We start from the raw sequence: 13,424 nt of genomic DNA on the forward strand, positions 1-13,424 counted from the left end.
AAGAAAATAAAAAATATTATGAAGAGAGTCTTGGAAGACGAATTGATAAGTTTGGCGGAACGGATATTAAAGCTTAAAAACCGAGCAGACATTCATCAGTTGAAGAGGGAAACGGCCATTCTGTATGAGAAACTTAGCATTCTAGCATTTGCTGAATTACACTTTGGAGGCCTCAAATCTGATGTCTCTAAAACAGAATTTAAGGAAGTTTTTTCTCAACAATTTAGTGATATCGATGAAGATAGTGGGCATTACAAAACGCCTGATGGAATGGATTATAACCCCGATCCTATTTCTGAACCTAATACCGAGAAAATTAAAGATATCGTTTCACAAATGCCTCCCGAGTCAGAACAAGTGGACTTACTCTTAGCTGAATTTGAAAAATTAAGACAACAGCACCAATCCAAAACTAAAACAGCTTCAGAAGAAAAAGAGAAACCCACTGAAGAAGAAACTTCAACTAAAGATTTCGGAAAACCTAAAGAAAATAACCCAACTGAAGATGATTTCAAAAGTTTTGGAGTTCATTTTGACGATCTCCCAGATTTTGAGCCTAAGCCAAATGATCCAGAAGAGCCAGCACCAACAGCTACTGAACATAACGAGTTAGAGGACACCTCGCAAACTCATCCCCAAGAGTCATCCCCAAAACCGGAAGCTACTCCACCAGAGGGGGTTCATTCCAATTTGAACTTTAGTCATAAAGAAAAACGCTCTTTAAACGATAAGTTGAAAAAAGGCATTAAGATAGGTCTTAACGATAGGATAGCCTTTACCAAACATCTTTTCGGAGGAAGTACCGATGATTATAACCGGGTTCTTTCTCAATTGAACACCATGCAGTCTTTTGAGGAGGTGAGAAATTTCATTCAACATCAAATCAAGCCAGATTATAACCACTGGGAAGGTAAGGATGTTTTTGAAGCGAGGTTTATTGAAATTGTGGAACGAAAATTCGAATAAGAATGGCAAAATTATACCTAGTCCCAACTCCCATTGGAAATCTTGGAGATATAACCTTTAGAGCTGTAGAAGTGCTGAAGTCTGTGGATGTTATTCTTGCAGAAGATACCCGAGTTAGCGGGATTCTGCTGAAGCATTATGAGATAGACACTCCAATGCAAAGTTACCACCAACATAATGAACACGGTATGACGGAGTCTGTCGTAAAACAGATCAAAAGAGGAAGAGAAACGGCTATTATTACCGATGCGGGTACCCCCGGAATTTCAGATCCTGGATTTTTACTGTCTCGAGCTTGTGTTGCAGAAGGGGTAGAAATCCAATGCCTACCTGGAGCAACTGCTTTTGTCCCGGCACTCGTTAACAGCGGATTGCCCAACGATAAATTTGTTTTTGAAGGCTTTTTACCCGCCAAAAAAGGAAGACAAAAGCGCTTGAAAGCCTTAGCAAGTGAAGATAGAACGATGATTTTTTACGAATCCCCTTATAAGATTTTGAAAACCCTCCAGCAATTTACCGAGCATTTTGGATCGGACCGTGAAGTGTCTATTTCAAGAGAGATTTCCAAAATATATGAAGAGACTCTACACGGTACTTTAGAAGAAATGATTGCCCATTTCGATACAAAAAAACCAAAGGGAGAATTCGTAATTGTTTTAGCAGGCTCTGGAGTTAAAGCATAAAAAAGGCGAATTGTCATTCCGACAGAGAAGCCTTTCGCTTCGACGAGGAATCTTTTTTGTTTCGACAGGGATGGATTCTTCAGTCGCTAAACAGCTCCTTCAGAATGACATCTGGTCGAATTGTGACGATAGGAGAAATCTATTTGTTATTCCGTACAAGCGATAGCGCGTTACGGAATCTGTTTAGGTGGTATACTAAGGTTGAAAATGTGATATTCTTCATAAGATTTAGAAGGAATTAATGCTTTCATTACTTTTTACCATCGCCCAATCCCGAAGGGTCGGGAGAAACAAAAAAGACTAGGCTAAAGAATTTCAATCTAAAATTTCACTAGGGCTTTCTCTTCAATTTTCAGGGTTGAATTTAGTAGGCCGTTTTCTAATTATCGAGCAACTTGTCACCTCGAGTTCGCGTCATAAGCGGGTGTATCGAGAGGTAATTTTTCATTAAAATTTGAATTGTCAACTTTGAAATTTTAAATATGAAATCTGGTCATTGAGTGTTCTGTTGACAAACAGAATGTATCGAAATGACGTTTATAAACGTGGCTTCGATACACCCCGCTACAAAAGCGGGTCACTCAGCCACCAATTCACAATTGTCATTCCGACAAAGAAGTTTTTTGCTTCGACGAGGAATCTTTTTTGTTTCGACAGGGATGGATTCTTCAGTCGCTAAACAGCTCCTTCAGAATGACATCTGGTCGAATTGTCATTCCGACAGAGAAGTTTTTTGCTCCGACGAGGAATCTTATTGTTTTCGACATGGAGAGATTCTTCAGTCGCTAAACAGCTCCTTCAGAATGACAGGGAATCACCCAAAATAGTTCCTTCAGAATAACAAAATTTTAAGTTTTAACTAATTTCTGAAATTCTCAACGTATTTACCATACCCTTAGCTTCAATTGGCATAGCTGCAAGATTGATGGTAAAGTCTCCTTTTTCCACATAGCCTTTCTGCTTAGCTATATTATTGATATCGTCTATAGTTACGTCGGTACTATCAAACTTATCATAGAAAAACGCTTTCACTCCCCATAATAGACTCAGTTGTGTTAGTATGCGTTTGTTGGAGGTAAAGGCCAAAACATGAGAAGTGGGTCTCCAAGCCGAGATTTGGAAAGCTGTATAACCGGAGTTGGTTAAGGTACAAATGGCACTTGCATCAATCTCGTTGGCCATCAAAGCAGCGTGGTAACAGACAGATTTTGTCATGTATCTTTTCGTTTTGATTTGTGGAGCTTCTCGTGGAACATTAATCAGCGGCGAATTTTCTACGCTTTTTAAGATTTGAGACATCTTCTGTATAACTTGGACAGGATACTTTCCTACCGAAGTTTCTCCAGATAACATCACGGCATCGGCACCATCCATCACAGAGTTAGCGACATCATTTACTTCAGCTCGTGTTGGAGTAAGGCTATCAATCATCGTCTCCATCATTTGAGTGGCAATAATAACGGGGATTCTGGCTTGCTTAGCTTTAAGAACGAGTTGTTTTTGGATAAGAGGTACTTCGTGAGCAGGAACTTCCACCCCAAGATCACCACGAGCGACCATCAATCCATCGCAGTAGGCAATAATTTTATCTATATTCTTTACCCCTTCAGGCTTTTCTATTTTAGAAATAATAGGAATTTTGTGCTCACTATGTTTTTTGATCAACTTCTGAAGTTGTTTGAGATCACTGGCAAATCTTACAAAAGACAAAGCCATCCAGTCCACTTGAAGCTCACAGGCAAAAATAGCATCTTCAACGTCTTTTTCGGTAAGTGCTGGAAGTGAAATACTCGTGTTTGGTAGGTTTACTCCTTTGCGAGAACGAAGTGGGCCTCCTTGAATTACTTTGGTTTTGACTTCACTCTTCTTATCGGTGGTAAGTACTTCAAAAATCAACTTCCCGTCATCCAATAGAATTCGCTCTCCAGGATTCACATCTTGAGGGAAGGTGTCATAATTCATAAACACTCGACTTTTGGTTCCTTCAAACTCTTTGCCAGTCGCAAATATAATTTCATCGCCAGGTTCAACCACCACTTCATCCTTCATAATCCCAACGCGAAGTTTAGGACCTTGTAAATCGCCAAGAATTCCAGCATTATAACCGTACTCCTCGTTGAGATCTCTAATCATTTTTACACGCTCCCTTACATCTTCGTGATCTGCATGTGAAAAATTGATTCTGAAGATATTAACACCAGCATCTAGCATGTCCTTAAGAACTTCTTTTTTGCTAGTGGCAGGGCCTAGTGTGGATACTATTTTTGTTTTCTTTGATGTTTTCATTACTCTAAAATTAAGTGTTCTGGGTATTTTATTTTTTTAGAATCAATAGCATAAACCATTGAAATTTGAGTTATGCTTGACAGTTTGTTGATGATAATTTGAGGGTCAAAAATACCGAGCTCATCATCTATTTTCATCAAGTAGTCAACTCGTTTATGGTCCTTCAATAGATACTCTACTTGGACTAAATCTTCTTCAGTAAACAAGTTGCTCGATGGAACATCCATGTATTGATCGTTTACTTTATTACATATCAAAAAAGACTTTGTATCCCATTCTTGATTAAAATATTCAAATATGGGGAAGCTAACTATTTTGTCAGTTAACTTCAAATCCAAGTCCTTTTCCATTCTATTAAAACTGATATCTAGTTTAGAATTGATAAGATATGCAAGCTTATGTGGTTCCAGCTGTGAGTGAATACCAATCAATTTAAAATCGCAAATATCGAAGTCAGATAAACAGAATTTTTTCTTTTTCATGACTTTAAATATATTCAATTAAACTCATTCCAAGATAATTTCTGTGTTGGACTACTTGTAAATATATGAAACAAAACAAGATGCATCAATCCTATTTGGATTTATTCCAAAAAGTGCACTTAAGAAAACGTTTTCGTGGAAAGAATTTTAAGACCTAATATCATTTTGGAAAGAAAAGTAAGCCCGTTGTGAAGCCTTTTCTTCTGCCCTTTTCTTAGAAGTTTCCCTAGCTTTTCCAGAGATTTCGTTATTGATAAGCAGTTTAACGGCAAAATGCTTTTCTTCATCTTTACCAAAGTCATCTTCAATTATAAATTCAAAGGGGAATTTGTTTTTTTGACACCATTCGATCATCAGGCTTTTATAGCTCATCACTCGTCTTTCAAGTTTTGCTAAATCTACATCCTCTCGAATTACTTTTTTATAGATAAAAGCTTCGCAGGCTTTGAAACCTTTGTCTACATAAATAGCACCAATTAGAGCTTCAAATAAGTTCCCATTAATGTTTTTACCCATTTTTTCAACAGGAATTTGGGATAAAGTAAGATCGGCTAGGTCGAAGCTTTCCCCTAGTAAATTGAGATTTTTGCGGCTCACAATCTTAGACCGCATCTTGGTGAGGTAGCCTTCATCGCCATGTGGAGCATTTTCAAACAGGTAGGTAGAGATGACAGCACCGAGAATAGAGTCTCCTAAAAATTCTAAACGCTCGTAACTGATGAATTTTCCTTCATCGTCTTTGATTTTGAGAGAAGAGTGTGTAAAAGCTTGCTTATAAATGGATAAACTTTTGGGTTTAACTTTTACAATGCGTTGTATTTTTTGAAAAAAAATCCCGTCTCTATGAGAACGGGATTCGTTTAATATTTGTTTAAAAAATTTCATTCAAAACGAATAACTTAATCATCCATACTTTTAAAGGCGACACAAGCATTGTGTCCTCCAAACCCAAATGTATTGCTCATAGCGACTTTAATTTTTCGTTCCTGAGGTTTATTCAACGTCAAGTTCAATTCAGAGTCGATATTTTCATCTGCTGTTTCATGATTGATCGTTGGTGGAACAAGGCTGTTTTGCATTGCTAAAATAGATGCAATCGCTTCAACAGCACCGGCTGCTCCAAGTAAATGACCAGTCATAGATTTTGTAGAGTTAATGTTGATGTTTTTGGCATGATCTCCAAAAACATGCTTAATAGCTTTCAATTCTGCAACATCCCCCAAAGGTGTAGAGGTACCATGAGTATTTATGGTATCTACATCTTCTGGCTTGAGTCCAGAATTCTCTAAGCAATTTTTCATCACGGCAATAACACCAATTCCTTCCGGATGAGGGGCTGTCATGTGATAAGCATCAGAAGACATTCCTCCTCCAACAACTTCAGCATAAATCTTTGCTCCTCTAGCTTTGGCGTGTTCATACTCCTCAAGAATAAGAGCGCCAGCGCCTTCTCCAAGAACAAATCCATCTCGGTTCGCATCGAAAGGTCGTGACGCTTTTTGAGGATCATCATTCCTAGTGGAAAGGGCATGCATAGAATTAAATCCACCCATACCAGCTTGAGTAACAGCTGCTTCACTCCCTCCAGTCACCATGATATCGCTGTATCCCAAACGGATATAATTTAAAGCATCTATCATAGCATTAGCCGAAGATGCACAAGCTGAAACGGTCGCGTAATTGGGACCCATAAATCCATGCTTGATGGAAATATTTCCAGGAGCGATATCCGCAATCATTTTTGGAATAAAGAATGGGTTGAAACGCGGAGTACCATCACCATTTGCAAAATCGATAACTTCGTTTTGAAACGTTTCCAGCCCACCAATTCCAGCACCCCAGATGACACCAATTCGATATTTATCTACGATATTAAGATCTACTCCAGAGTCTAAAATAGCTTCATCTGAAGCTACTAAAGCATACTGAGCAAATCTATCCAATCGTCTTACTTCTTTCCTATCGAAGTAATCTTTGGCATCGAAATTTTTTATTTCACAAGCGAATTTTGTTTTGAAAAGGCTAGTGTCAAAGTAAGTGATAGGCGCAGCACCGCTCTTGCCGTGCTTCAAACCTTCCCAGTACTCTGATATATTATTCCCAATAGGCGTTAGAGCGCCTAAACCAGTAACTACAACTCGCTTTAATTCCATGAAATAAGACTATTTTTTATTTTTTAGCTTCTTCAATATATGAAGTCGCTTGACCAACGGTTGAAATATTCTCAGCTTGATCATCAGGTATTTGGATGTCAAATTCTTTTTCAAACTCCATGATAAGCTCTACAGTATCCAAGGAATCTGCTCCCAAATCGTTTGTGAAGCTAGCTTCCGTAACCACTTCGTTTTCGTCAACGCCTAATTTATCAACGATAATGGCTTTTACTCTTGATGCAATGTCTGACATGATTGTATTTTTTTATATTTAATTTCAGTGGGCAAAAATAAAAAACTTTAGTTTAAAACAAGTTTTAAAGATGAAAATGTGTTTAAATTTACGTAATAATATTTTATTATATAGATTTGGAATGTTTAAGTTTTCAAATTCAATCGTTTAAAAATGGAAAATTCAAAATCAATATCTGCCAAAAGAATCATAGTCTTTGCCTCTGGAAATGGAACTAATGCCATAAATATATATCATTATTTTAGAGAGAATCCCAATGTAGAGGTGTCTCATATCTTATCCAATAATAAGAAATCCAGAGTTTTAAGAAGAGCTCACGATTTGGGAATAAAGTGTATTCATTTTGAAAAGGAAGATTTATACGACTCTGAAAGTTTATTGGACGTCGTCAAAGACATACAGCCAAGTTTAATTGTGCTCGCAGGTTTTTTATTGAAAATACCCTCTCCATTCTTGTTTCATTTTCCAGATAAGATCATTAACATCCACCCTTCTTTATTGCCAAAATACGGAGGAGAAGGCATGTATGGTAATCGAGTTTTTAAAAAAATACTCAAAAACAGAGAACAAGAAAGTGGCATTACCATTCATTATGTAAATGCACACTATGATGAGGGGGAAATCATTGCGCAGTTTAAAACAGCAATTGAGCATAATGAGGATATAAACAGCTTAGAAGAAAAAATTCATGAACTTGAGTATACTCACTATCCTAAAGTTATTGAAGATTTACTTAAATAGCTATGGGCAAATCGTCTAAGTTTTATGTCGTTTGGGAAGGTTACGAGCCAGGAATCTATTCGTCTTGGCAGGACTGCAAACTAAAAATCCAAAACTATCCAAACGCAAAGTATAAGTCTTTTACTTCATTGCCTGAGGCCAAAGACGCTTATAATATGGGGTTTTTCACCTACAAGAAGCAACAAAAACAAGCGCCTAAGTCGCTAAGTACTGAAGGCATTGAATGGAATTCTATAGCGGTAGATGCAGCCTCCAGCGGTAATCCCGGTAAAATGGAATACCGCGGCGTGGTGACCAAAACCAAGCAGGTGCTTTTTCACATGGGTCCTTTTCCAAATGGAACCAATAATATAGGGGAGTTTTTAGCCTTGGTCCATGGTTTGGCATTTTTAAAATCGAAAAAAAGCGACTTACCCATCTATACAGATTCCAAAATTGCGATGTCTTGGATTCGGCAAAAAAAGTGCAAGACTAAACTTAAGCCTAATTCTAAGAATGCAGAGTTGTTTGAACTGGTAAAACGGGCAGAAGTGTGGTTAACCAAAAACACAATCAATCGACCTGTCTTAAAATGGGAAACTAAATCTTGGGGAGAAATACCTGCTGATTTTGGGAGAAAGTAAGGCTCTATTGAGATATTGATAGCTTAAATCCATTCCCTTAAAATCATGAGAGGATTCTATAAGAAACCCTATATTTGCAAAAAAAATAAAATCAGGATGAGTAAATTATTGATAGTGGGAACTGTAGCTTTTGATGCGATAGAGACTCCATTTGGAAAAACCGATAAAATACTAGGCGGTGCCGGGACTTACATAGCCCTTAGTGCCTCACAATTTGATGTTGAATGTGGTGTGGTATCCGTGGTTGGAGATGACTTTCCGCAAGATTACCTTAATTTACTCACAGACCGAAACGTCAATATCGATGGCTTAAACATCGTAAAAGGAGGTAAAACCTTTTTCTGGAGCGGCCGATACCATAATGATATGAACACCAGAGACACCTTGGATACACAACTAAATGTCTTGGCCGATTTTAGCCCAGTTGTTCCAGACCATTTTAAAGATGCAGATATCGTCATGCTAGGGAATTTACATCCTGCAGTACAGATGAGCGTCATCGAACAGGTGGAGTCAACAAAATTAATTGTTTTGGATACGATGAATTTCTGGATGGACTCAGAGCTTAGTCTTCTTAAAGAGGTGATTTCAAAAGTAGACGTCATCACTATTAATGATGAAGAAGCCAGGCAATTGTCCGGAGAATATTCACTAGTGAAAGCCGCCAGAAAAATAAGAGATATGGGTCCAGATTATGTGGTCATCAAGAAGGGAGAACACGGCGCTTTGTTATTTCACAAGGAAGAAATGTTTTTTGCACCAGCTTTGCCTCTGGAAGAGGTTTTTGACCCTACCGGAGCTGGAGACACCTTTGCGGGAGGTTTTGTAGGCTACTTAGCCAATTCTAAAGATATCTCTTTTGAAAACATGAAAAATGCAGTCATTTATGGTTCCAACTTAGCTTCCTTTTGTGTGGAGAAATTTGGAACCGAAAGAATGCTGGAACTCGATAAAGATGAGGTGGATAGACGCTTAAAGAGCTTTCAAGCCCTCACTCAATTTGAAATTAATTTAGCATAACACCTTGCCCTGATTATTCAGGGCTTTTTTATTGGAAATAACATCATGAGTGAACTTATTAAACACGAATGTGGTATAGCCACATTAAGACTATTGAAGCCACTTTCTTTTTACCAAAAGAAATATGGTAGCGCTTTTTATGGCATCAACAAAATGTATTTGATGTTGGAAAAGCAGCACAATAGGGGTCAAGATGGTGCAGGGTTTGCGAGTGTGAAGCTAGATATGGAACCTGGTAATCGTTACATCAGTAGAGTGCGTTCTAATGAGGCACAACCTATCCAAGATATTTTTAAGAAAATCAACGAAAGAATTAATGAGGAGCTAGAGTTACATCCTGAGATTCTTGAGGATATCGATTCACAAAAGAAAAATCTTCCTTATTTAGGAGAGGTGCACTTAGGACACGTTCGCTATGGTACGTTCGGTAAAAACAGTATAGAGAGTGTTCATCCTTTTTTGAGACAAAATAACTGGATGCACCGTAACTTAATTGTTGCTGGCAACTTCAATATGACTAACGTCAACGAGTTATTTGAAAACTTAGTCGAGTTAGGACAGCATCCCAAGGAAAAAGCCGATACAGTAACGGTGATGGAAAAAATAGGCCATTTTCTAGACTCCGAGGTAGGAAAATTATACAAAAAGCTAAAAGAAAAAGGCTATAATAAAAAAGAGGCCTCTCCTCATATTGTGGAACAACTGAAAGTGCACAAAATTCTCAGAAAGTCTTCTAAAGACTGGGATGGCGGTTATGTGATTGCAGGTATGCTTGGACATGGCGATTCTTTTGTGTTGAGAGATCCTAACGGTATTCGTCCGGCGTATTATTATAAAGATGACGAAGTGGTGGTGGTAGCTTCAGAGCGACCAGTGATACAGACCGCTTTTAATGTTGATTATGAAGACGTCCATGAGCTAGAGCCTGGGCAAGCGATTATCACCAAAAAAGACGGTTCAGTTCATTTTAAAACCATTTTGGAGCCAAGAGAGCGTAAGGCCTGTTCTTTCGAACGGATTTATTTCTCCAGAGGGAGCGACGCTGAAATTTATAAAGAACGAAAAAATCTAGGTCGCTTATTGATGCCAGAAGTCCTTAGGGCGATCGATTATGATACGATGAACTCGGTGTTTTCATATATTCCCAATACCGCAGAAACTTCATTCTATGGGATGGTAGAAGCCGCTCAAGACGAATTGAATCGTCAAAAAAATGAAGCGATTTTAAAAGAAAAAGAAAATTTGACAGATGAACGGCTTTCAGATATTCTTAGCTTACGATTACGAACTGAAAAGATAGCCGTTAAGGATGTCAAGCTCCGCACTTTTATAACAGAAGATAGTAGTCGGGATGATTTGATAGCCCACGTTTACGATGTGACTTACGGAGTAGTAAAACCTACAGACAATCTGGTGGTGATAGATGATAGTATAGTTAGAGGGACCACTTTAAAGAAGAGTATCTTGAAGATGCTAGACCGTTTGTCACCAAAGAAAATCATTATCGTGTCTTCGGCTCCACAGATTAGATATCCGGACTGTTATGGTATTGACATGGCTAAGCTGGAAGATTTTGTTGCTTTTCAAGCAGCAGTCTCCTTACTGAAGGAGCACGGAATATATCAAGACACTATGGATGCTGTATATCTGAAATGCAAACAGCAGATAGAACAGGCCACCAAGGCCGAGGAAAATTTCGTTAAAGCAGTTTATGACCCTTTCACTTACGAGGAAGTTTCAGAAAGAATCGCCCAAATTTTAAGTCATGAGAGCATCACCTCAGAAGTTAAAGTAATTTACCAAACCGTAGAAAAACTCCATGAAGCCTGTCCCAAAAACTTAGGCGATTGGTATTTTACTGGAGATTATCCAACAAAAGGAGGTAATAAGGTAGTGAACAAAGCGTTTATGAATTTTTACGAGGGGAAAAACGATAGAGCTTACTAAAATAGTACTATTATACACGCAACCTTTTTGTAAGGTAACGCATCTTTATACTGTGAAAGATTTACTAAATTTGCATAACTAAATTCATCCATATTTAAATGTCAGAACAAACTTCACAAAACGCCTCAGACGAAATTGACTTAGGCGTTGTTTTTGAAAAAATAAAGTCTTTTTTTAAGTCTATTTTAATAGGAATTATCCAAATATTTCAGTTTTTCTGGAATCATAAAATCAGACTGATTATTCTCTTAGTAATAGGCTTAGGTTTGCAGTATTTTTCCTCTACACAAATTGATAAACTATATGTGAACGAGTATCTTGTGAAAACTAATTATAATAGTACAGAGTACCTTTACAGTAAAGTCAAGTCCATCAATGCAAAATTAAAATCTGATGATAGCCTATATTTAAAAAAAGTATTTGGTAGCGAGTATGAGAGAGTTGATGAGCTTGAAGCAGAACCAGTGGTAGATGTATATACCTTAGTCAATAGGTCTGAAGAAAACCGAGAAATTTTTGAACTCTTACTTGACGAGTATGGGGACATGTCCTTTTTGAAAGAAGAAATCAATATCAATGAATACCCGACTCACAAGATTAAGATTTATATAAAAGGACTAGAAGACAATGAGTCGATATCAACTCAGGCCTTCAACTTTTTATCTAATAATTCTTATTTTAACGAATTAAAGGAAACGGCTTTAAAAAGTTATAAAGTTCGATTAGCTGAAAATAAAGTTATACGGGCTCAAATCGATAGTATTATCAGAGAGCAAAAAGATAACGCTGTTCCTAAATTGGATAATAATGCTATAAGTTTTACTGGCAGTCAAGATCTACAAGAATTGTTAAGTCAGAAAAAAGATTTACTTGATGATGACTTGACGCTTAGAAATCAATTGTCTACTAATAGCGAAATACTCAAAACGATTGACTCAACTTTTGGTGTGTTAAGCAAAGACCGAAATCTTTCACCTATCACTATTCCGCTTTCAATTGTTGGGATTTATATTTTATTTTTCTTTTTTAAGTATTCAAAAAAGAGAGTTTCAAGGATTATAAATTAAGATTTACCAACCGGAAATAAGTTATAAGAGTTTATATTTTTTATAACAGATTAGATTTTAAAATGAATTTATGATAAAAATAAAAAATCTTATCATTTTTGGAACTCGTCCAGAAGCTATTAAAATGGCTCCTTTGGTTAAAGCTTTTGAAGTTAAACAGAATTCTTTTGAAACGAAGGTTTGCATCACTGCTCAGCATAGAGAAATGCTAGACCAGGTGCTTGACTTTTTTGAAATCAAACCAGACTTTGACCTAGATCTAATGAAAGCTAATCAAAATCTTTTTAGCTTAACTTCAGATATTATTAATACACTTAAACCTGTCTTAGAAGAATTTCAGCCTGACTACGTCTATGTCCACGGAGATACTACGACGACGATGGCGGCTAGTATTGCTGCTTTTTATTCCGGAGCTAAGGTATGCCATATAGAAGCAGGGTTGAGAACATTTGATAAACGTTCTCCATTTCCTGAAGAAATGAATAGAAGTGTTGCAGGAAGAATAGCAGACTATCATTTTTGTCCAACTGAAACGTCTAAGAATAATTTGTTGAATGAGAATATTGATTCTAAAAATATTTTAGTTACAGGTAATACGGTTATCGATGCTTTAAAATATAGTAATGAGAAAGTAAATTCTAAAAATTTTAATGATAGAGAAATAGATTCATTAAAAGCTATTTTAGATGCTAAAAAGCAACTTGTTTTAGTAACCGGTCATAGGCGTGAAAACCATGGACAAGGATTTATTAATATCTGCAACGCCTTGAAGCAAATAGCTGAAGAGAATGAGGATGTTCAAATTATTTATCCTGTACATCTAAATCCAAAAGTACAAAAGCCTGTCTATAATATTCTTAAAGATGTCCCTAATATAAGTTTAATTGATCCATTGTCATATCCCTCTTTTATCTGGTTGATGAGTCAATCTTATATTATCATTACAGATAGTGGTGGTGTGCAGGAAGAAGCTCCGAGTTTGGGCAAACCTGTTTTGGTGATGAGAGACACTACGGAACGTCCCGAAGCTGTAGAGGCTGGAACTGTTTTGTTGGTTGGAACTAATACAGATAAAATAGTTTTTGAAGCTAATAGATTGCTTGAGGACAATCAATTTTATACTAAAATGTGTATGCTGCACAACCCTTATGGAGATGGTATGGCTTGCAAGAGAATAGTGGAATTTATAAAAAAACTTTAATT

At 37.1% G+C, this 13,424-nt stretch carries 13 protein-coding genes; 8 read left to right on the forward strand and 5 right to left on the reverse strand.

From position 1 onward, the window contains the following. The first annotated feature begins 18 nt into the window (after nucleotides 1–18). Together PGOND44_RS13245 and rsmI are read left to right on the forward strand one after the other, a co-directional pair. On the forward strand, nucleotides 19–966 hold the full coding sequence (locus PGOND44_RS13245) for a hypothetical protein (protein WP_003443650.1): 948 nt from the start codon (nucleotides 19–21) through the stop codon (nucleotides 964–966). Nucleotides 967–968: 2 nt separating this feature from the next. Next, nucleotides 969–1,649 carry a 16S rRNA (cytidine(1402)-2'-O)-methyltransferase gene (rsmI, locus tag PGOND44_RS13250; protein WP_003443651.1) on the forward strand — a complete coding sequence of 227 codons (681 nt, stop codon included), beginning with the start codon at nucleotides 969–971 and terminating at the stop codon, nucleotides 1,647–1,649. A gap of 855 nt (nucleotides 1,650–2,504) precedes the next feature. On the opposite strand, the gene pyk is transcribed toward rsmI, so the two are convergent. The 5 genes from pyk to PGOND44_RS13275 all read right to left on the reverse strand — a co-directional run bounded on the left by pyk (nucleotide 2,505) and on the right by PGOND44_RS13275 (nucleotide 6,823). Then, nucleotides 2,505–3,935, reverse strand: a complete 1,431-nt coding sequence (gene pyk, locus PGOND44_RS13255; protein WP_003443652.1) for a pyruvate kinase — start codon at nucleotides 3,933–3,935, stop codon at nucleotides 2,505–2,507. After that, the gene (locus PGOND44_RS13260) at nucleotides 3,935–4,417 is read right to left on the reverse strand and encodes an IPExxxVDY family protein (RefSeq protein ID WP_003443653.1); all 483 of its coding nucleotides are present in this window, start codon (nucleotides 4,415–4,417) and stop codon (nucleotides 3,935–3,937) included. The genes pyk and PGOND44_RS13260 overlap by 1 nt, the downstream gene beginning before the upstream one ends. 147 nt (nucleotides 4,418–4,564) lie before the next feature. Beyond that, a complete protein-coding gene (gene rnc, locus PGOND44_RS13265) occupies nucleotides 4,565–5,302 on the reverse strand; it encodes a ribonuclease III (RefSeq protein WP_003443660.1) in 738 nt (245 codons plus the stop codon). A 14-nt stretch (nucleotides 5,303–5,316) separates the two neighbouring features. After that, the gene (gene fabF / locus PGOND44_RS13270; protein ID WP_003443661.1) at nucleotides 5,317–6,570 is read right to left on the reverse strand and encodes a beta-ketoacyl-ACP synthase II; all 1,254 of its coding nucleotides are present in this window, start codon (nucleotides 6,568–6,570) and stop codon (nucleotides 5,317–5,319) included. A 16-nt stretch (nucleotides 6,571–6,586) separates the two neighbouring features. Beyond that, nucleotides 6,587–6,823: an acyl carrier protein gene (locus PGOND44_RS13275; protein ID WP_003443663.1), complete on the reverse strand. Its 237-nt coding sequence runs from the start codon at nucleotides 6,821–6,823 to the stop codon at nucleotides 6,587–6,589. Nucleotides 6,824–6,976: 153 nt separating this feature from the next. Here PGOND44_RS13275 and purN point away from each other — a divergent pair, with 153 nt between their 5' ends. The 6 genes from purN (at nucleotide 6,977) to wecB (ending at nucleotide 13,422) form a co-directional block, all read left to right on the forward strand. Further along, entirely contained in the window at nucleotides 6,977–7,564 is a 588-nt protein-coding gene (gene purN, locus PGOND44_RS13280; protein ID WP_003443666.1) for a phosphoribosylglycinamide formyltransferase, read from the forward strand. Nucleotides 7,565–7,566: 2 nt separating this feature from the next. After that, nucleotides 7,567–8,187: a ribonuclease H1 domain-containing protein gene (locus PGOND44_RS13285; RefSeq protein WP_003443668.1), complete on the forward strand. Its 621-nt coding sequence runs from the start codon at nucleotides 7,567–7,569 to the stop codon at nucleotides 8,185–8,187. Between the two features lie 96 nt (nucleotides 8,188–8,283). Then, a complete protein-coding gene (locus PGOND44_RS13290; RefSeq protein WP_003443671.1) occupies nucleotides 8,284–9,207 on the forward strand; it encodes a PfkB family carbohydrate kinase in 924 nt (307 codons plus the stop codon). Between the two features lie 45 nt (nucleotides 9,208–9,252). After that, a complete protein-coding gene (locus tag PGOND44_RS13295; protein ID WP_003443675.1) occupies nucleotides 9,253–11,154 on the forward strand; it encodes an amidophosphoribosyltransferase in 1,902 nt (633 codons plus the stop codon). A gap of 98 nt (nucleotides 11,155–11,252) precedes the next feature. Continuing rightward, nucleotides 11,253–12,221, forward strand: coding sequence for a hypothetical protein (locus PGOND44_RS13300; RefSeq protein WP_003443676.1), 969 nt, complete (start codon nucleotides 11,253–11,255; stop codon nucleotides 12,219–12,221). A 70-nt stretch (nucleotides 12,222–12,291) separates the two neighbouring features. Further along, nucleotides 12,292–13,422, forward strand: coding sequence for a non-hydrolyzing UDP-N-acetylglucosamine 2-epimerase (gene wecB, locus PGOND44_RS13305; RefSeq protein WP_003443677.1), 1,131 nt, complete (start codon nucleotides 12,292–12,294; stop codon nucleotides 13,420–13,422). Nucleotides 13,423–13,424 lie beyond the last annotated feature (2 nt).

Source organism: Psychroflexus gondwanensis ACAM 44, assembly GCF_000355905.1.
Lineage (GTDB): Bacteria > Bacteroidota > Bacteroidia > Flavobacteriales > Flavobacteriaceae > Psychroflexus > Psychroflexus gondwanensis.